This window comes from Variovorax terrae (genome assembly GCF_022809125.1).
Classification (GTDB): Bacteria; Pseudomonadota; Gammaproteobacteria; order Burkholderiales; family Burkholderiaceae_C; genus Variovorax_A; species Variovorax_A terrae.
The window spans coordinates 1,859,600-1,877,355 of sequence record NZ_JALGBI010000001.1 but is presented as its reverse complement, the minus strand read 5'-3'; the positions used below and the strand labels follow the sequence as shown (position 1 = coordinate 1,877,355).

Here is a 17,756-nt window from a genome sequence, read left to right as displayed (position 1 = left end):
CAGGCATGGCTGCCTGCATGGGAACGAGACTTTAAGTTCGGGTTTCATTCCATACAATGCTGTTTCATTTCTCAGATCATGTTTCATGGTACGAAACAACATTGTCAAAAAGGGGTTGACCCAAGCCCCTGTCGCGGCGCCGGTGTTCGACGCGTCAGCCTCTGGCGTGATCGCGGTGACACGCGCGCTGCAGATCATGGAAGCCTTCGGGGTGGCCGAAGCCCATCTCTCGCTCGCGGAGCTGAGCCGGCGCTGCGGCATGCACAAGACCACGGTGCTGCGCCTGGCACGCACACTCGCGCAATCCGGCTACATGGTGCAGCGCGAGGACGGCGACTGGCGCCTGGGGCCGGCCGCGGGCTGGCTGGGCATGCGCTACCAGTCAGGCTTTGATGTCAACAACGTGGTCGAGCCCACCCTGCGCGAACTCTCGCGCACCACCGGCGAAAGTGCCTCGTTCTACGTCCGTGAAGGCGACATCCGGGCCTGCATCTCCCGGGTGGAGGGGCCGCAATCGGTGCGCCACCATGTGCGCATGGGCGAGCGGCTGCCGCTGGACAAGGGAGCGCCGGGCCGCGTGATCCTGGCGTTCTCGGGCGCCAGCGGCAAGGTCTACGAGGAAATCAGGCAGCGCGGCTACCACATGTCCCTGGGTGAACGCGAGCCCGAGGTCAGCAGCGTGGCGGCACCGGTATTCGGCCTCAACTGGAGACTGCTGGGCTCGATGTGCATCTCGGGACCGACAGCCCGCCTGACGCGCCCCAAGCTCGTCAAGCACGCAAAAACGGTGATGGATGCGGCCACCCAGCTGTCATATGCGCTGGCGGGGGCGCGCTCGCACCAAACGCCAAAAGTTGTGTCGACCTGGCATCCCTGAAGCGATAGCATTTCTCACTGGCTGCGTGTCGATGATCAATTGCCCAGAACAGCCGTTCAGAGAGAGGGGGCTGGGCTACCGCGCAGCGATCATTGCACTGCCGTCTTTATTATTTAACATAATATACATCGTATAAAGTTAAAATCAATAAAAAAGAGCAAATGGTTGATTTCATTTCCATTTATTTCCCTTTTTGTTTCCCACACGCCTCCCTACACTGCGGCGCCAAGTGATTCATCGAGGAAACCATGTCTGTCTACCGCGCTGCCAAGATCCGATTGTCCGAAAACGTGCGCCCGGAGCTGGCCCGGGTCTGCCTGCCTGGGCCTGACGCGGCGGTTCTGGGCCAGTATGCCCGCATGGGCCCGCAGTTGGCCGCATTCCATGCTTTTGACAAGGCCCACATCCTGATGCTGGCCGAGGAAGGCCTGCTGCCGAAAGCCGATGCCGCCGCGATGCTGCGCGAGCTGCGCAAGGTCGAGCAACTGGGCGCGATCGAGGCCCGCGCGGCCACGGCCGAGCACATGCATTCGGGCGAAGCCATCCTGACTGGGGCGCTCGGCCCGGACGTTGCCGGAAAAATGCACCTGGGCCGCAGTTCGGGTGATCTGCTCGCGGTGTCTTTCCGCTACACGCTGCGCGGCAAGCTGCTGCTGGTGGCCGCCCAGCTCAACGAGCTGCGCCAGATGATGCTCGACCTCGTGCCATTGCACATCGACACGGTGATGCCCGGCTGCACCCATCTGCAGCACGCCCAGCCCGAAAGCTTCGCGCACTATCTGCTCTCCTGGGCCAGCGCCTTTGACCGTGATGCACAGCGCATTCGCCAGTACTTTGCGAGGCTCAACACCAGCCCGGCCGGCGCGGCGATTCTGAACGGCTCCGAATTCCCTTTGAACCGGGAGCGCACGGCCTCGCTGCTGGGATTCGACGGCCTGGCGCTGAACACGCGCGATGCGGTCTGGGGGCGCGACCTGGAGATCGAGGCGCATGCGATCACCACGCTGCTGGCCGGCAACTTCAACCGCCTGGCCGAAGACCTGATGCTGTGGTCCGCACCCGAGTTCGGGCTGGTGGAGTGTGCGGACGGGTTCTGCGGCACGAGCAGCATCATGCCGCAGAAGAAGAATCCCAACGCGCTCGAATGCCTCAAGGGCGTGGTGGCCACGTCCACGGGCTACTTCGTGAGCACCGCGATGATCCACAAGAACCCCTCGACGGTGCCGGTGTTCGAATGGGTTCGCTCCATGTCGGACGCCTGGCGCAGCTACGACGAAATGAGCGGCGCGCTTCCGCTGATGACGGCCGTCCTGGGCAGCCTGACGGTCCGCGCGGGCGCCATGGCGTCCACTGCCGGCCGCCATTGGGCGACTGCCACCGACCTGGCCTCCGCCATCGTCCGGTCCACCGGGCTGCCCTGGCGTGCCGCGCACCAGATCACGGGCATCGTGGTCCGGCTGTCGCTGGAGGCTGGCCGCACTCCGGCGGATGTCGATACCGCCCTGGTCGATCGCGCTGCCATCGAACACACCGGCCAGCCCCTGGGCCTCGATCCCGCCGTGATCGCCTCGGCCATGGACCCCGCCGAGTCGGTTCGCCGGCACCAGATGCCCGGCGGGCCGGCGCCGCAACGCGTCCAGGAAGCGCTGGCGCTTCACGCAGAGGCCCTCGCGGCTGACCTCCGCTGGCTCGAAGCCGCCCAGGCCCGGGTGGCCGAGGCGCAGCACCGGCTGGAGGCCGGAATCGACGCCCTGCTCGGCTGACCGGCTCTCATGCAACTTCCCATTTCCCTTCAGTACCAAGACCAGGAGACTCCCATGACCCCGATTTCCCGCCGCCGCCTTGTGGGCGCCGCACTGGCCGCCGCCGCCTCGCAAGCCTGGGCCCAGAAAGCCGGCGGCTGGCCCGACCGGCCCATCAAGCTGCTGATTGGCTACCAGACGGGTGGCGCCACCGACGGCGTCATGCGCCCGCTGGAACCCCGGCTGCAGGCGGCGCTGGGCCAGCCCCTGATCTTCGACTACCGGCCGGGCGCGGGCGCCACCGTGGCGGCAGGACTGACGGCCAAGGCCCCCGCCGACGGCTACACGATCCACATCACCGACAGCGGCCCGATGACCATCCTGCCCAACGGCAAGCAGCTGAGCTACGACCCGACTTCGGCCTTCACCCCGCTGGGCATGATCTGCGAAGGCTGCTCGGTGATCGCCGTCCATCCGTCGGTGCCGGCCAAAAATCTGGCCGACCTGGTGAAGATGGCAAAGGCCAGGCCCGGCAGCCTCACGTATGGCACCTCGGGTATTGGCGGCTCCGCTCATCTTTCGGGCGAGCTGTTCCAGGCCATGACGGGAACGGAGCTGGTGCATGTTCCCTACAAGGGCGGCAGCCCGGCTGCCGTTGATCTGGTGGGCGGCCAGATTCCCATGCTGTTCGCCTCCACGGGCACGGCCCTGCCCTTCATTCAGTCGGGAAAGATGCGCGCCCTGGCCGTGACCTCCGCCAGCCGCAGTTCCGTGCTGCCGGAGGTGCCGACGGTGGCCGAGCAGGGCTATCCCGGCTACGACGCCACCGTGTGGTTTGCCCTGGTGGGGCCGGCGCGCATGCCGGCTGACGCCAGCAGCCGGGTGCACCGTGCGCTGCAGGGCGCCCTGGCCGATCCGGCCGTCGAGCAGGCCTTGCGCCGGCAGGGCTACGAGCCGATCCTGGGCCCGGCCGATGTCATGCAGGCGCGGGTGCGGACCGATCTGGCCAAGTGGGGAAAACTGATCCGCGAAAGAAAGATCAGCTTCGAGTGAGCGAAGACAGTTCCACGGCTTGCGCGGATGGCGCCTGCACAGCAGGCCGGTCCGCAAGCTGCCGCAAGACCAGTTCGCGAAACAGCCGCGCCGTGGGCCGCGTCGGCAGGGCTTCGTTCCAGATCATGCCGACTGAATCGGTTGCGGCCGGCACGTCCAGCGGCAGGATGCAGCCGACCGGCAGCTTCAGGTGGTGCTCGGCCACCCGGCGGGGCACCAGGGTGACGTAGGGGCCCAGGCGGAACAGCGGCGCCACCATCGTCATGTCGCTGGTTTCCACATACTGCTGCGGCAAGCCCAGGCGCCGCGCGCCGAGCAGGCGCTCCAGGTGGTCCCGCATCAGCGTGCCGGGCACCGGCAGGCACCAGCGTTGGCCCACCAGTTCAGGCCAGTCCAGATCCGCACGGCCGGCCAGGGGATGGTCGGCGCTGGCCGCCACCACCACGTCGTCCGTGAGGATCGCCGCCTTCTGCAGCCCGGAATGGACGATGTCCGGGCTCAGCCGGGCAAACAGCAGCTGGATCCGGCCGTCATCGAGCAGATCGCGCAGGTGCTTCGACGTGCCTTCGACCAGGCTGATGCGCACTTGCGGATAGTGCGCGGCGAAGGCGTTGATGGTGTTCGCCAGGAAAGGATGCAGCGAGACCGCCTTGGTGCCGATGGCCAGTTCCCCCTGGTAACCCCCCTGCAGCCCCTGCACCACGTCGGACAGCCCCGCGAGTTCGGAACCCACGACGCGGGCCGAGGCCAGCACGGCCCGCCCGAGCGGCGTCAGCCGCACCCAGCCGCGCCCCCGGTCGAACACCGCAGCGCCAAAGACCTCCTCCACCTCGGCGAGCGCCTTCGACACGGCCGCCGCCGTGACGTGAAGCCGTTCGGCCGCCTGCGCCAGGCTCTCGGCTTCGCTGACCGCCAGGACGATCCTCAGATGCCTGAGCTTGAGGCTGCGCATCTCACCACTTGCCCTTGGGCTGCCGGCCGCGCACGAACGCGGCGATGATGTCGGCCGATTCCTTGCGGTTGGCGCGCTGGGCGAAGTCGATGGCGCTGAGGTCCTGCTGGTTCTTGAGCAGCGGGTCGGCGCCCTCTTCCAGCAGCAGCTTCACCGCCGAGGCGCTGCCGTAGAACGCCGCCATCATCAGCGGCGTGGTGCCATTGGGCGAGGCGGCGTCGATGTAGGCGCTGTTGTCCAGCAGCAGCCGCATGACGTCGAGGTGGCTGTTGGTGGCCGCGTAGTGCAGCGGCGCCCAGCCGGTCTTGTTGACGCTGGCATCGCGCTCGATCAGCTTTCGGGCGATGTCGAGCTGCCCTTTGAGCGCCGCAATCATCAGCGGGCTTTCACCCTGGGCGTTGAGGACATCGACATCGGTCTTGGGCCAGTCGATCAATACCTGCGCCACCTTGAGCGACGGTTCGCGCAGCGCGAGGTAGAGGCCGTTCTGCCCCTTCGGATCGGGCGTATTGGGGTCGAAGCCGCGCTGCAGCAGGCGCGTCATGGCCGCCGCATTGTCCTGCTTGATGGCAACGAAAAAATCCTCGTAGGAGCCGGCATGACAAACATTAAATCCAATTAAAACAATCAAATAAATTAAATTCTTAAAGTAATTTCTCATGATTGAACTCCCTTGAACAGGCGCTCGAAATTGGCGCTCGTAACCTCGGCAATCTGTTCCATCGGGAGCTGCTTCAGATCGGCCACCTGACGGGCCACGTAGGGCACGTAGGAGGGGTTGTTGGTCTTGCCGCGGTAAGGCACGGGGGCCAGATAGGGGCTGTCGGTCTCGATCAGCAGGCGGTCCAGCGGCACGAAGGCCGCCACGTCGCGCAGGTCCTGCGCGTTCTTGAAGGTCAGGATGCCGGAGAACGAGATATAGAACCCCAGGTCCAGCGCAGCCCGGGCCACCTGTGCGGTTTCGGTGAAGCAATGGAACACCCCGCCGGCCGCGCCACGGGAGCCGTCCTCGCCCTCCTCCTTCAGGATGGCCAGCGTGTCGGCCGAGGCGCTGCGGGTGTGGATCACCAGCGGCTTGCCGCACTGGCGCGCGGCGCGGATGTGGGTGCGAAAGCGCTCGCGCTGCCACTCCATGTCGGCCAGCGTGCGGCCGCCCTTGCGCTCGTCCATCTGGTAGTAGTCGAGCCCGGTTTCGCCGATGGCCACCACGCGCGGCTGCGCGGCGCGCTCGAGCAGGTCCTGCAGGCTGGGCTCGGTAACGCCTTCGTTGTCGGGGTGCACGCCCACGGTGGCCCAGAAGTTGTCATAGCGCATGGCCAGCGCATGGACCGAATCGAACTCCTCCAGCGTGGTGCAGATGCACAGCGCCCGGTCCACCTGCGCCTCGGCCATGGCCTGGCGGATCTGCGGCAGCTGTGCGGCCAGTTCGGGAAAGCTCAGGTGGCAATGCGAGTCGACAAACATGGAATATCAATGAAAAGGGCCGCAGGTCCAGGTGCTGCGGTCATTGGGCGCTACGAAAACCGTAGCAGATCAAATGGTCTGGGTCGGCCGTTCCGACGCCAGGTGCCCGCCCAGCAGCTCTTCGATCCTGATCTTGAGCAGGCGCGACTTCTCGTCGGCCGGAAACCGGATGCCCACGCCCTGCGTGCGGTTGCCCGCGGCGCGCGGCGGCGTGACCCAGGCCACCTTGCCGGCCACCGGGTAGCGCTGCGGGTCTTCGGGCAGCGACAGCAGCACGTAGACATCATCGCCCAGCCGGTAGTCGCGCGTCGTCGGGATGAAGATGCCGCCTTCGGAGAACAAGGGAATGTAGGCGGCGTAAAGGGCCGCCTTTTCCTTGATGGCGAGCTGGATGACGCTGGGGCGCGGGGTGGTGGGAGAAGGATTGCTCATGGGCAGCGAAGGCTCAGGGCCTCGAGTTTAGGGCCAGGCGGGCCTGGCTCACAAGCGCCTCCAGCATCAGTCCGGCATTGAACGGGTGTTCCACGGTGCGCGCGGCCTGGCCCAGGTCGCGCGACCAGCGGGTCAGCGCCGCCAGCGACGCGGTGGGAGCGGCCGGCAGGTCGGCTGCCGCGAAGAAGCGGGGCTGCGCGCCGGCCTGCAGCGCCAGCAGGTCGTGGCAGAGCTTTTGCAAGGCATCGACGGCGTGCGCCGGAGCCCAGTTGGCCAGCGCGCCGGCATCGCCGCGCGCCATGGCCCGGGGCAGCAGCGCCCACAGCTTGGGATCGCGCCCGGACTGCGCGAAGCCCAGCGCGTCGTCGGGCCGGCCGCCGGCCGCGCGCAGCAGGGCCGGCGCGTCGGCAGAGGCCACGCCCTGCTGCTGCAGCCAGGCCAGCGCCGCGGGCGCCTCCGGCCAGACCATGGTGTGGCCCAGGCAGCGGCTGCGGATGGTGGGCAGCAGTTGATGCGAGGCTTCGCTGGCGAGCACGAATTTCACGTCGCCGGGCGGCTCCTCGAGTGTCTTGAGCAAGGCGTTGGCCGTCACCGTGTTCATGCGCTCGGCCGGGTACACCAGCACGGCCTTGCCGCGGCCGCGGGCGCTGGTGCGCTGGGCAAACTCCACGGCGTCGCGCATGGCCTCGACGCGGATCTCCTTGCTGGGCTTGCGCTTCTTGTCGTCGATGTCGGCCTGGGCCTTCTCGCTGAGCGGCCAGCCGAGCTCCAGCATCGCGGTTTCGGGCATCAGCACGCACAGGTCGGCATGGGTGCGCACCTCGATCGCATGGCAGCTGCCGCAGTGCCCGCAGGCACCCTGGGCCGTGGGCTGCTCGCACAGCCAGGCGCGCGCCAGCTCGAAGCCCAGGCGGTACTGGCCCAGGCCCGACGGGCCCTGCAGCAGCCAGGCATGGCCGCGCTGGGCCAGCAGGCCGCCGAGCTGCTCGCCCAGCCACGGCGCCAGCGCAGCGCCGGCCGCCGCCGTCATGCCGGCCCCCCGTTGGGAGCCACCATGATGGCCAGCCAGCCGCGCCGCACGAAGGCGCTGGTGAGCTGCTGCCAGACCTTGTGCCGGTCCTGCGCCGCGTCGATGCGCGCGAAACGCTGCGGCGCCTGCGCCGCGCGTTGCCCGTAGCCCTCGGCCACGCGCCTGAAAAACTCGATCGGCTGGGCCTCGAAGCGGTCCGGCAGGCGGGCGCCGGCCAGCCGCTGGGCCGCGATCTCGGGCGCCAGGTCGAACCACACGGTCAGGTCGGGTTGGCGCACGAAATCCGGCTGAGGTCCAGGAACAGCCTGGACCCATTGCTCCAGTTTTGATAGCACGGCGAAGTCGAAGCCGCGCCCGCCGCCCTGGTAGGCGAAGGTGGCATCGGTGAAGCGGTCGCACAGCACCACGTCGCCGCGTGCCAGCGCCGGCTCGATCACCTGCTGCAGATGGTCGCGCCGCGCGGCGAAGATCAGCAGCGCCTCGGTCAGCGCGTCCATGGCGTCGTTGAGCACCAGGGCGCGCAGCTTCTCGGCCAGCGGCGTGCCGCCGGGCTCGCGCGTGAGCGTCACGGTGCGGCCCTGGGCGCGCAGGGCGGTGGCAAGGCCTTCGATGTGGGTCGATTTGCCGGCGCCGTCGATGCCTTCGAAAGTGATGAAGAGGCCCGGTTTGCTCATCGGTTCATTGCCCGCGCTGGAATTTGTTGACGGCCCGATTGTGCTCGTCCAGCGAATCGCTGAAGTGGCTGGAGCCGTCGCCGCGCGCCACGAAATAGAGCGCCTTGGTGCGGGCCGGCTGCACGGCGGCCAGCAGTGCCGCCTTGCCCGGCATGGCGATCGGCGTGGGTGGCAGGCCGGTGCGGGTGTAGGTGTTCCAGGGCGTGTCGGCCTGCAGGTCACGCTTGCGCAGGTTGCCGTCGAAGCTGGCGCCCAGGCCATAGATCACCGTCGGGTCGGTCTGCAGCGGCATGCCGATGCGCAGGCGGTTGACGAACACGCCGGCGATCTGCGCGCGGTCGGCCGCCCGGCCGGTTTCCTTCTCGACGATGCTCGACAGGGTCAGGGCCTCGTCCGGGGTCTTCAGCGGCAGGCCCGGCGCGCGCAGCGCCCAGGCGGCCTCGAGCTTCCTGTCCATGGCGCGCAGGGCGCGGCGCAGCACGGCCAGGTCGGTCGAGCCCTTGGCGTAGGTGTAGGTGTCGGGGAAGAAACGCCCTTCGGGCGGCTGGCCCGGCCGGCCCAGCAGGCTCATGACGGCCTCGTCCGAGAGGCCGCTGGCCTCCGGCTTGAGCTGGTCGGCCTTGGCCAGCGCGTCGCGCACCTGGCGGAAGGTCCAGCCCTCGACCAGGGTGACGGAGCGCAGGGCTTCCTCGCCGCGCACCAGTTTCTGCAGCAGGCTGCGCGGCGTGGTGCCGGCCTCGATCTCGTAGCTGCCGGCCTTGATCTGGCGGCCCTGCCCCGAGAAACGGAACCAGCCGTACAGCAGGTCCGCATTGACGCGGGTACCGGTGTCGGCCACGGCCTGAGCCACACCGCGCGGGGTGGTGCCGGACTCGATGGACAGGTCCACGGTGGCGGCCGGCAGCGCCAGCGGCTGGTTCACCCACCACAGCGCCCAGGCCGAGCCGGCCAGGGCCGCCAGCGCCGCTGACAGGAAAACGAACAGGAATAGCCGACGCACCGGGTTGCAGCCCCACAAAGTGAAATGGATTGAAGCGACGATGATAATTCACGCATGACGCACCCACTGAACGGCATTGCCCCCCTGCCCCACCTGGGCATCATCCGTGTCGAGGGCGAAGACGCCGCCAAATTCCTCCAGGGCCAGTTGACGCAGGACTTCGTGCTGCTGGAACCGTCCGAGGCGCGACTGGCGGCGTTCTGTTCACCCAAGGGCCGCATGCAGGCCAGCTTCGTCGGCTTCAGGCGCGGCCCGGCCGAGATCCTGCTGGTGTGCAGCCGCGACCTGCTGGCCCCCACGCTCAAGCGGCTGTCGATGTTCGTGCTGCGGGCCAAGGCGCGGCTCAGCGATGCCAGCGCCGACCATGCGCTCTTCGGCATCGCCGGGAATGCTCTCAAAACCATAGCGCCCGATGACCACCCGGCCTGGACCTTAAGCACTTTTGGTTCTGAAAATCTGGTTCACCTGTATCCCGCCGACGGCCAGCCGCGCGCGCTCTGGGTCGCGCCGGCCGGCACCGCCGCGCCCACGGGGCCCGCGCTGGAGACGGCACTCTGGCAATGGGGCGAGGTGCGCAGCGGCATCGCCACGGTGACGCCCGCGATCGTCGACGCCTTCGTGCCGCAGATGCTCAACTACGAGTCGGTGGGCGGCGTCAACTTCAAGAAGGGCTGCTACCCGGGCCAGGAGGTGGTGGCGCGCAGCCAGTTCCGCGGCACGCTCAAGCGCCGCGCCTACCTGGCCCATGCCGACGCGCCGATGGCGGCCGGGCAGGAGCTGTTCCTGCCCTCCGACGATGGCACGCAGCCCTGCGGCCTCGTGGCGCAGGCCGCGGCGGCGCCGGGCGGCGGCTGGGAGGCCATCGTGTCGCTGCAGATCGCAGCGGCCGGAGCCGGCGATCTGCGGCTGGGCTCGCCCGCGGGGGCGGCGCTGGCGGTGCAGGCCGCGCCCTATCCTCTGCTGCAGGATCTCTGAGGACCAGGGGCGACGGTCTGCCGCAGCAGGCAGGCCCCGCCTCACTCAAAGCCGGGGCTGGTAGGCCGCCGGGATCTGCTGGCGCACCGAGGCCTTGTCCTTGTCGGCCGCCGCGGCCAGCGCGGCCTTGTAGGCTTCGAGGGCCTTGGCGTCGTCCTTGATCTCGGTCGAGGCGTAGATGTTGCCGATCTTGATCCAGCCGTCCGGGGCCTGGGCCGGCCAGTCCTTGTTGCGCATCTCCATGCTGCGCACGGCCAGCGGCCAGTCCTTGGCGCGAACGCCCAGCACGTAGCCGGCATTCACCATGTCGAAGTCGTAGACGTTGTTCGCGTAATGGCTCTTGACCTTCTGCAGCGCCTCGGGCTCCTTGCCGGTGCGGCTCAGCAGGATCACCTCGAGCGAGCCGACGGCGGGCGCGTTGGGCTGCAGTTTCTGGGCGCGATGCAGGTAGTCGAGCGCCTTGTCGTTCTGGCCGAGCTGCGCGTAGCCGCGCGCGATGTTGCTGAGGATGGCCACCACGTAGGGACGTGAACCGACCACCGACTCCCAGATCCAGACCGCATTCTTCCAGTCGCCCCATTTGGCCAGCTCGTCGGCCACCATCGGGGTGATCTTGCGGTAGTGCGGGTTGATGTCGGTGCCTTCCTTGATGAGCTTGAGCATCTCGGCCCGGGTCTTGTCCCACTTGGGGTTGCCCGGATCGCCCGACTGGGAGACGCTCAGCGCGAGCTTGACGGCCCTCACGATCTTGCTCTCGCATTCGGCGGCCTGCTGGGAGATGTAGGCTCCCAGCGCCAGGCACAGCATCATGGCCACCGCCATGGCCTGCGAGTAGGCGGGCCGCCAGTCCAGCCGCCCGGCCGCGAACGGGCCGCGCCAGCCGAGCCGCGCGTCCGAGGCGGCCAGCACCGCCAGCGCCAGGGCAAAGATCGCGCCCGTGCTCGCCATGCGCCACGGGAAGCCGGCATTGCTCACGATCAGGAACGCCAGCAGGCTGAGCAGCGCCAGCGCCCGCAGCGGCGCCTCGGCCTGCCCCTCGGGCGTGCGGTTGCGCCAGGTCCGCCAGGCGGCGTTCGCCAAGTAGGCCAGCAGGCACAGCAGGAACAGCCAGCCCACCAGCCCGTATTCGGCCAATAGCTGCAGGATCTCGTTGTGCACGTAGTAGTCGGTTTCGAGCTGCGAGCCCTCGGCCTGGTACAGGGGGATATCGACCTCCCAGGCGCCAGCGCCCACGCCGCTCAGGGGATGGGCCTTGATGATGCGCGCGGTGGCTTTCCACATCACCATGCGCACCGAGAAGGAGCCCACGGTGTACTCCTCCTTCTGGCCCACCGACAGGATCCGCGAGAACCCGCGCTCCAGCGCAGTCAGGCCGCGATGTTCGGTCGTGTTTTCATCGATGATCTTGGCATTGCCGGTCTTGATCATGCCAAGGCCGAGAACGGTGGCGAGCAGCACGCCGAACACCAGGATGCGCTTGGCCGCGTCCCAGCGCGGGAACGCCAACTGGCTGCGGTAGAGATACAGGATGACCGGGAGCACGAAGACGAAGACCAGCATCGCGGACAGGGCCGAGCGCGTGCCCGTCATCATGATGGCCACGATGTTGAACCCGATGGTGAACGCCAGCAGGCAGAGCTGGGCGGAATCGCGGGACCGGGCCAGCAGCAGCACCGAGAACGGAATGGTGCAGATCACGAACTCGGCCACGAAGTTTCGGTTCACGAACGTCGAAGCCGGATTCGGCCCCTGCGGGAAGAAGCGGAAATCGATCCAGAACTGCAGCGCGGTCCAGAGCGAGGCCACCACGGCGCCCCAATGGATGCCCCAGGCCAGCACCGGCACACGCTCGCGCGACAAGGTGTTCAGGCCGAGCCACAGCAGCAGGCTGAAGATGAACCAGCGGATCGCCTCCACGCCGCCCAGGTAGGTGTGGGACCAGACCATGCTGCCCAGCGCATAGGCCATCAGGGCCAGCGGCAACCACATCAGCGCGTGCCAGCGCAGCGCGTCGCGCCGGTTGCGCTGGTGCCAGAACAGCAGCAGCCCGGCCACCAGCGCGATCAGCGACACGATGATGGACTTCAGCGTGTCCTGCAGCATCTCCTCGTGCGGCACGCCCATGGCCGGCGCGAAGAACATCATGAGCGCCAGCAGGATGGCCGTCCAGTCGCCCTTGCCGATTTCGGCCGGCAGCGCCAGGGTGCTCCGGGTGGCCGCCGCGATGCGCGCCTTGACGCCTTGCGCCGCCGGGGCGGCGGCAGGCGCCGGTGAAGGGGCCTGGGTGGTATCAAAGGGTTTGCTGGAAGGACTGCGCTTTTTCTTGGCCATAGGTGAAAGACTGCGGATCGGGGCATTCCGGCATCGGGCCGGGCAACCTTTTATTGTCGCCGGTTTGCGTGACGCTTCCAGTCGCTCATGCAGCGCGCAGCGGCAGCACCATTTCGATGTGCGCGATGCCCACTTCCTCGAAGGGCTCGCCCCGGGGCGCAAAGCCCTGCCGGGCATAGAACCCCTCGGCGCTGCGCTGGGCGTGCAGCAGCACCTCGTGGTCGCCGCGCTGCCGGGCGAACTCGACCAGGGCGTGCACTATGTCACGGCCCAGGTGCGTTCCGCGCAACACCCGGGCCACGGCCATGCGGCCGATCTGGCCCACGCCGGGCGCGGGCTGCAGCAGGCGCCCGGTGGCCACCGGCTGGCCCAGCCGGTTGCAGGCCACGGCGTGCAGCGCCGTCTGGTCGGCCGCGTCCCACTCCATGTCCGCGGGAATGCGCTGCTCCTGCACGAACACCTCCGTGCGCACCTGGGCGGCGTCGGCACCCAGCTCGGCCCAGGAGCCCAGCCGGACATCGGCGACCGTCTCGCCGGCTTCATACCCCGCCAGCAACTCGCGCAGCGCGGGCGGCACGGGGCGGGAGGTCTGCGTGGCCGGGTCGGCAAACACGTAGATCAGCTCGCCGGTGATCAGCAGTTCCTCGTCGCGGAAGATGCCGCCCAGGAACACCATGGACGAATTGCCGATGCGCGCGCACTGCAGGCCCACGTCGATCCGGTCGTCCATGCGGGCCGAGGCGTGGAACTCCACGGTGGCCTTCTTCACGTACAGGTCGCCGCCGAGCCGGTGCATGGCCTCCTCGTAGGGCAGCGCCAGCGCACGCCAGTAGTCGGCCACCGCGGTGTCGAAGTACATCAGGTAGTGGGCGTTGAACACGATTTTCTGCATGTCCACTTCGGCCCAGCGCACGCGCAGGCGGTGGAAGAATCGGAAGTCCTGTCGTTTCATGGTGTTCGCGGTTCAGCGTGAAAAAGCAGTCTGCAGGGCGCGCGCGGCATCGGCATGAGCCTGCCGCGCCTCGGGGAGGGCTCGCCCCATCTTGATGAATTCATGGGTCACGCCGCGGTAGATCTCCAGGTCCACGGCCACGCCGGCGGCGCGCAGCTTGTCGGCGTACATCACACCCTCGTCCACCAGCGGGTCGCATTCGGCCAGGCCGAACCAGGCCGGCGCCACGCCGTCCACATCCGGCGCGTTCAGCGGCGCGAAACGCCAGTCGTCGCGGTCGGCCGGCGTGCGGATGTACTGGTTGAAGAACCAGGTGATGAGCGGCTCCTCCAGCACCAGGCCCTGGGCGAAGCGCTGGTGCGAGGGCGTGTCCTGGTGCGCGGCGCAGCCCGGGTAGAACAGCAGTTGCAGCGCCAGCGGCAGGCCGGCATCGCGCGCCAGCACGGCGCACATCGCGGCCAGCGTGCCGCCCGCGCTGTCGCCGCCCACGGCGAGGCGGCTGGCGTCCACGCCCAGCGCCGGGGCCTGCGCGGCCAGCCAGGCCAGCGCGTCCCAGGCGTCCTGCGTCGCGGTCGGGAATCGGTGCTCCGGCGCCAGCCGGTAGTCGAGCGACACCACCGCGCAGCCGGCCAGCCGGCTCAGCTCGCGGCACAGCACGTCGTGCGAGGCGATGCTGCCGATGGTGAAGCCGCCGCCGTGAAAGTACAGCAGCACCGGCAGCACCTCGCGCGACGGCGCATACAGGCGCGCCGGCAAGGCCGCGCCGTCGCGCGCGGGGAGGCTGAAGTCCTCCACCCGGGCCAGCGGGGCCTTGGGCACCTCCAGCACGCCCGCCCCCGCCTCGTAGGCGGCCTTGGCCTGCTGCGGCGTCAGCGTGTAGAGCGGCGGGTGGCCGGCGCGCGCCATGCGGTCGATCACGCTGCGCATCTGCGGCGTCAGCGGCGCGGAGGGGGAATCGGGGGTCATGCCGCTATCGCTCCTGCGACAGCCATGAGGGTTTGCTTGCGGATCAAGGGCGCGGTCCTGCCGTAAAGTTCAACCATCGATCGTACAACGCAGGCAGCCATGGCATTCATCTACTACGTGACACAGGTTCAGTTCGATTTCGGCGCGATCCAGCTGCTGAAGCAGGAATGCGGGCGCGTCGGCATCAGCCGGCCGCTGATCGTGACCGACCCCGGCGTCAAGGCCGCCGGCATTTTGCAAAAGGCGCTCGACGCCCTGCCCGGCCTGCCCGTGGCGGTGTTCGACCAGACCCCCTCCAACCCGACCGAGGCCGCCGTGCGCGCCGCGGTCGAGGTCTACCAGGCGAATGCCTGCGACGGCCTGATCGCCGTGGGTGGCGGCAGCGCGATCGACTGCGCCAAGGGCGTGGCCATCGCCGCCACGCACGAGGGCCCGCTGACCACCTACGCCACCATCGAAGGCGGCTCCGCGAAGATCACCGAGCGCGTGGCGCCGCTGATTGCCGTGCCCACCACCAGCGGCACCGGCAGCGAAGTGGCGCGCGGCGCCATCCTGATCGTGGACGACCACCGCAAGCTCGGCTTCCACTCCTGGCATCTCGTGCCCAGGACGGCCATCTGCGACCCCGAGCTCACGCTCGGCCTGCCGCCGAAGCTGACCGCGGCCACCGGCATGGACGCCATCGCGCACTGCATGGAGACCTTCATGGCGCCGGCCTTCAACCCGCCGGCCGACGGCATCGCGCTCGACGGCTTGCACCGCGGCTGGGCCCACATCGAGCGCGCCACGAAGGATGGCAGCGACCGCGAGGCCCGCCTCAATCTCATGAGCGCCAGCATGCAGGGCGCCATGGCCTTCCAGAAGGGCCTGGGCTGCGTGCACTCGCTGAGCCACAGCCTGGGCGGCGTGGACCCGCGCTTGCACCATGGCACGCTCAACGCCATGTTCCTGCCGGCCGTGGTGCGCTTCAACGCCGGCGCCGACTCGGTGCAGCGCGAACAGCGCCTCGACCGCATAGCCCAGGCCATGGGGCTGGCTTCGGGCAGCGACATCCCCGACGCCATCCGCGACATGAACGCCCGCCTCGGCCTGCCCACCGGCCTCGCGGCCATGGGCGTGCGGCCCGAGCAGTTCGGCCAGATCATCCAGGGCGCCCTGGCGGACCATTGCCACAAGACCAATCCGCGGCTGGCCAGCGCGCAGGAGTACGAGGCCATGCTGGCGGCCTCGATGTGAGGCTGCGGCAACGGGCCGGCCACGTGCCGCAGAATTCGCATAGCATTGGCACCCTCGCCGATGGGTTCCCCGTCTTTTTCTGATCATTGCGCACCGCCGCAGGTGGCCTGCCTGCCCGATGCGCCCCCGCCGCCATGTTTGACACCCTTTTCGATCTCGATGCCTTCTGGCAATTGCTCGTGTTCTGCGCCCTGTCGGCCATCATGCTGGCCATCAGCTTCCTCTGGCTGGGCCTGCTGAATCGCCGCTTCGCCCTGAACCCCAAGCTGCTGCCGGTCGGGCCGGCCTTCGTGCCGGTGACCACCGTGTTCGCCCTGTTCCTCGGGTTTCTGGCCGTCGATGTCTGGAACCAGCAGCGGCAGGCCACGGACGCAGCGCTCAAGGAGCGCGCCGCCTGGGTCCGGTTGACGGACCTGGCCTCGGCCGATGCCCTCAACATGCCGGCCGGCGCCCCGATGCTGCTGCGCTACCGCAAGGCGATCGCGCAGGAGTGGGACACGGCCTCCAACCGCGTCGAGAACCCGGAAGCCAGCGAAGCGCTGCGCGAACTCCGCCTGGCGACCGGGGCGCTGAGCCGCCAGGGGGCGCCGGCGGCGCTGGTGTCGCAGTGGCTGCGCGCCGTCGACGAACTCGAGGAGGCCCGCCTGCGTCGCCTGCTGATCGGCGCCGACCACACCGACGACAACCAGTGGTCCGTGGTGCTGGTGCTGGCGTTCTTTGTCTACTTCATGATCGCGGCCGCGCACCTGGACAAGCCCCCGGCCGGGCGCCTCATCCTGGTCCTGTTTGCGCTCTCGACCACCGTCGCGTTCTGGCAGCTGTCCATGCACACCAATCCCTACAAGGGCGCGCTCTCGCGCAACGGCATGCTGGCGCCCGGTGTCTCGCCGCTCGTGATACCGAAACCCTGAAGCCGGGCGCAGGGACGAGCGCCGCTCACAGCACGGCGATCTGCTCCGGCCGGGGCTGCGCCAGCCAGGCCTGCCACTCCTCGGCCAGCTGCTGGCTGGCCGCCACGGCCGCGCCCCAGGCCTTGGCGCGGGCGCGCCAGTCCATGCCGTAGCGCGTGAAATCGGTGCGGTCGGGCAGCTTGCCGTTGGGCAGGCGCTTCACCCATTGAGGGTCGGGCGCCAGCACCAGCATGGAATCGAGGAACGGCGTGGCGCCGTGGCGCCACGCCAGGCCCTTGTCGAGCCAGCCGGGCACCACGTTCCGCTGGAAGTGCGGGTACAGCACCAGGCCCGGCGCGCCCTCGCCCACCGCAGATTGCGGCGGCGCGGCCGGGCGGTAGTCCAGGTGCAGGTGGTAGTCGGTGATGCCGCCGTCCCAGTAGGCGCCGGGCGGCGCGCCGGGAATGTCGTGGATCGCCTGCAGCACGAAGGGAATGGAGCAGCTCGCCTGCAGCGCCGGCTGGAAGTTGGCCTCGCTCAGCCGCACCTGGCGCGTGCGGTAGTCGCTGGTGGAAAAAGGCAACGGCGCGCCATGCGGAGCCGATGGCTGGCTCGCCCCCGCGGGCGCCGAAAACACCACGCGCTCCAGCCAGGCGCCCATGGCCTTGCGGCGCACGGTGTTGGTGAGAAAGGCGCCAAGGTAGCCCAGCGGCGTGCGCGCCGAGCCTTCGCGGCCCAGGATGTGGCGCCCGCGCGAGGTGACGATGTGCAGCCGGTAGCGCGGGTGGTTCAGCACCTCGCCGATGCGCCCGCCGTAGAACGCCTGCAGGTTCTGGCCGAACTCGCGGCTCACCTGCTCGGCCGTCGGGCGCTTGCGCCCGGGCGGCAGCTCATAGTGCTGGTGGATGTAGTCGTGTTCGAGCCGCTCGAAGGCCGCGGCCGGGTCGTTCAGGCAGGCCGTGGCCATGCGCCAGGCGCCGATGGAGGCGCCCACGAGGTGCACCTCGTGCGTGCTGCCGGCCAGCCAGTCGCCGAAGAGGAAGCGGTCCAGCGGGCCCAGGATCAGGCCCTTGGGGCCGCCCGCCGCACCGGGGATGACGCGCACGTCCTGCGGGCGCAGGCCGTGCTGCTCGATGTGGCGGCGCGCGGCGGGGCCGGCGTAGAGGCGCAGGGCTTTCATGC

Annotated in this window: 17 protein-coding genes; 6 read left to right on the top strand and 11 right to left on the bottom strand. The window is 68.8% G+C overall.

Going from position 1 to position 17,756, the window contains the following annotated elements; translation table 11 throughout:
- Positions 1-85 precede the first annotated feature (85 nt).
- The 3 genes from MMF98_RS08850 (at position 86) to MMF98_RS08840 (ending at position 3,672) form a co-directional block, all read left to right on the top strand.
- Complete coding sequence (locus MMF98_RS08850; protein WP_243305911.1) at positions 86-877, top strand: IclR family transcriptional regulator; 792 nt, start codon at positions 86-88, stop codon at positions 875-877.
- Positions 878-1,125: 248 nt separating this feature from the next.
- Positions 1,126-2,640: an argininosuccinate lyase gene (gene argH, locus MMF98_RS08845; RefSeq protein WP_243305910.1), complete on the top strand. Its 1,515-nt coding sequence runs from the start codon at positions 1,126-1,128 to the stop codon at positions 2,638-2,640.
- 54 nt (positions 2,641-2,694) lie between these two features.
- On the top strand, positions 2,695-3,672 hold the full coding sequence (locus MMF98_RS08840) for a tripartite tricarboxylate transporter substrate binding protein (protein ID WP_243305909.1): 978 nt from the start codon (positions 2,695-2,697) through the stop codon (positions 3,670-3,672).
- On the opposite strand, the gene MMF98_RS08835 is transcribed toward MMF98_RS08840, so the two are convergent.
- The 7 genes from MMF98_RS08835 to mltG all read right to left on the bottom strand — a co-directional run bounded on the left by MMF98_RS08835 (position 3,659) and on the right by mltG (position 9,224).
- Positions 3,659-4,624 carry a LysR family transcriptional regulator gene (locus MMF98_RS08835; protein ID WP_243305908.1) on the bottom strand — a complete coding sequence of 322 codons (966 nt, stop codon included), beginning with the start codon at positions 4,622-4,624 and terminating at the stop codon, positions 3,659-3,661. The two genes, MMF98_RS08840 and MMF98_RS08835, sit on opposite strands and share 14 nt — an antisense overlap.
- Position 4,625: 1 nt before the next feature.
- Positions 4,626-5,285 carry an ankyrin repeat domain-containing protein gene (locus MMF98_RS08830; protein ID WP_243305907.1) on the bottom strand — a complete coding sequence of 220 codons (660 nt, stop codon included), beginning with the start codon at positions 5,283-5,285 and terminating at the stop codon, positions 4,626-4,628.
- A complete protein-coding gene (locus MMF98_RS08825) occupies positions 5,282-6,088 on the bottom strand; it encodes a TatD family hydrolase (protein ID WP_243305906.1) in 807 nt (268 codons plus the stop codon). The genes MMF98_RS08830 and MMF98_RS08825 overlap by 4 nt, the downstream gene beginning before the upstream one ends.
- Before the next feature lie 69 nt (positions 6,089-6,157).
- A complete protein-coding gene (locus MMF98_RS08820; protein WP_243305905.1) occupies positions 6,158-6,520 on the bottom strand; it encodes a PilZ domain-containing protein in 363 nt (120 codons plus the stop codon).
- Positions 6,521-6,533: 13 nt separating this feature from the next.
- Positions 6,534-7,550 (bottom strand): DNA polymerase III subunit delta', encoded by a 1,017-nt coding sequence (locus MMF98_RS08815; protein ID WP_243305904.1) that lies wholly within the window; start codon positions 7,548-7,550, stop codon positions 6,534-6,536.
- Positions 7,547-8,224 (bottom strand): dTMP kinase, encoded by a 678-nt coding sequence (gene tmk / locus MMF98_RS08810; protein WP_243305903.1) that lies wholly within the window; start codon positions 8,222-8,224, stop codon positions 7,547-7,549. The genes MMF98_RS08815 and tmk overlap by 4 nt, the downstream gene beginning before the upstream one ends.
- A gap of 4 nt (positions 8,225-8,228) precedes the next feature.
- On the bottom strand, positions 8,229-9,224 hold the full coding sequence (gene mltG / locus MMF98_RS08805; RefSeq protein WP_243305902.1) for an endolytic transglycosylase MltG: 996 nt from the start codon (positions 9,222-9,224) through the stop codon (positions 8,229-8,231).
- Between the two features lie 54 nt (positions 9,225-9,278).
- Between mltG and ygfZ the strand changes: the two genes are divergently transcribed.
- A complete protein-coding gene (gene ygfZ, locus MMF98_RS08800; RefSeq protein WP_243305901.1) occupies positions 9,279-10,199 on the top strand; it encodes a CAF17-like 4Fe-4S cluster assembly/insertion protein YgfZ in 921 nt (306 codons plus the stop codon).
- A gap of 45 nt (positions 10,200-10,244) precedes the next feature.
- Here ygfZ and MMF98_RS08795 read toward each other — a convergent pair whose 3' ends face one another.
- From MMF98_RS08795 to MMF98_RS08785, 3 genes are all read right to left on the bottom strand, one after another.
- A complete protein-coding gene (locus MMF98_RS08795; protein ID WP_243305900.1) occupies positions 10,245-12,530 on the bottom strand; it encodes an O-antigen ligase family protein in 2,286 nt (761 codons plus the stop codon).
- A gap of 85 nt (positions 12,531-12,615) precedes the next feature.
- A complete protein-coding gene (locus MMF98_RS08790) occupies positions 12,616-13,482 on the bottom strand; it encodes a YbgC/FadM family acyl-CoA thioesterase (protein WP_243305899.1) in 867 nt (288 codons plus the stop codon).
- Positions 13,483-13,494: 12 nt separating this feature from the next.
- Entirely contained in the window at positions 13,495-14,448 is a 954-nt protein-coding gene (locus tag MMF98_RS08785; protein ID WP_243305898.1) for an alpha/beta hydrolase, read from the bottom strand.
- Between the two features lie 99 nt (positions 14,449-14,547).
- Here MMF98_RS08785 and MMF98_RS08780 point away from each other — a divergent pair, with 99 nt between their 5' ends.
- Together MMF98_RS08780 and MMF98_RS08775 are read left to right on the top strand one after the other, a co-directional pair.
- The gene (locus MMF98_RS08780) at positions 14,548-15,684 is read left to right on the top strand and encodes an iron-containing alcohol dehydrogenase (RefSeq protein WP_243305897.1); all 1,137 of its coding nucleotides are present in this window, start codon (positions 14,548-14,550) and stop codon (positions 15,682-15,684) included.
- A gap of 134 nt (positions 15,685-15,818) precedes the next feature.
- Positions 15,819-16,595 (top strand): bestrophin-like domain, encoded by a 777-nt coding sequence (locus tag MMF98_RS08775; protein WP_243305896.1) that lies wholly within the window; start codon positions 15,819-15,821, stop codon positions 16,593-16,595.
- 25 nt (positions 16,596-16,620) lie between these two features.
- Here the strand turns inward: MMF98_RS08775 and MMF98_RS08770 are convergent, their stop codons facing one another.
- Positions 16,621-17,754, bottom strand: coding sequence for a phospholipase (locus tag MMF98_RS08770; RefSeq protein WP_243305895.1), 1,134 nt, complete (start codon positions 17,752-17,754; stop codon positions 16,621-16,623).
- Positions 17,755-17,756 lie beyond the last annotated feature (2 nt).

Excerpts from the sequence above, each read along its gene's own strand:
- MMF98_RS08850 (WP_243305911.1), top strand. The coding sequence starts at position 86 with ATGGTACGAAACAACATTGTCAAAAAGGGGTTGACCCAAGCCCCTGTC.
- argH (WP_243305910.1), top strand. The coding sequence starts at position 1,126 with ATGTCTGTCTACCGCGCTGCCAAGATCCGATTGTCCGAAAACGTGCGC.
- MMF98_RS08840 (WP_243305909.1), top strand. The coding sequence starts at position 2,695 with ATGACCCCGATTTCCCGCCGCCGCCTTGTGGGCGCCGCACTGGCCGCC.
- MMF98_RS08835 (WP_243305908.1), bottom strand. The coding sequence starts at position 4,624 with ATGCGCAGCCTCAAGCTCAGGCATCTGAGGATCGTCCTGGCGGTCAGC.
- MMF98_RS08830 (WP_243305907.1), bottom strand. The coding sequence starts at position 5,285 with ATGAGAAATTACTTTAAGAATTTAATTTATTTGATTGTTTTAATTGGA.
- MMF98_RS08825 (WP_243305906.1), bottom strand. The coding sequence starts at position 6,088 with ATGTTTGTCGACTCGCATTGCCACCTGAGCTTTCCCGAACTGGCCGCA.
- MMF98_RS08820 (WP_243305905.1), bottom strand. The coding sequence starts at position 6,520 with ATGAGCAATCCTTCTCCCACCACCCCGCGCCCCAGCGTCATCCAGCTC.
- MMF98_RS08815 (WP_243305904.1), bottom strand. The coding sequence starts at position 7,550 with ATGACGGCGGCGGCCGGCGCTGCGCTGGCGCCGTGGCTGGGCGAGCAG.
- tmk (WP_243305903.1), bottom strand. The coding sequence starts at position 8,224 with ATGAGCAAACCGGGCCTCTTCATCACTTTCGAAGGCATCGACGGCGCC.
- ygfZ (WP_243305901.1), top strand. The coding sequence starts at position 9,279 with ATGACGCACCCACTGAACGGCATTGCCCCCCTGCCCCACCTGGGCATC.
- MMF98_RS08795 (WP_243305900.1), bottom strand. The coding sequence starts at position 12,530 with ATGGCCAAGAAAAAGCGCAGTCCTTCCAGCAAACCCTTTGATACCACC.
- MMF98_RS08790 (WP_243305899.1), bottom strand. The coding sequence starts at position 13,482 with ATGAAACGACAGGACTTCCGATTCTTCCACCGCCTGCGCGTGCGCTGG.
- MMF98_RS08785 (WP_243305898.1), bottom strand. The coding sequence starts at position 14,448 with ATGACCCCCGATTCCCCCTCCGCGCCGCTGACGCCGCAGATGCGCAGC.
- MMF98_RS08780 (WP_243305897.1), top strand. The coding sequence starts at position 14,548 with ATGGCATTCATCTACTACGTGACACAGGTTCAGTTCGATTTCGGCGCG.
- MMF98_RS08775 (WP_243305896.1), top strand. The coding sequence starts at position 15,819 with ATGTTTGACACCCTTTTCGATCTCGATGCCTTCTGGCAATTGCTCGTG.
- MMF98_RS08770 (WP_243305895.1), bottom strand. The coding sequence starts at position 17,754 with ATGAAAGCCCTGCGCCTCTACGCCGGCCCCGCCGCGCGCCGCCACATC.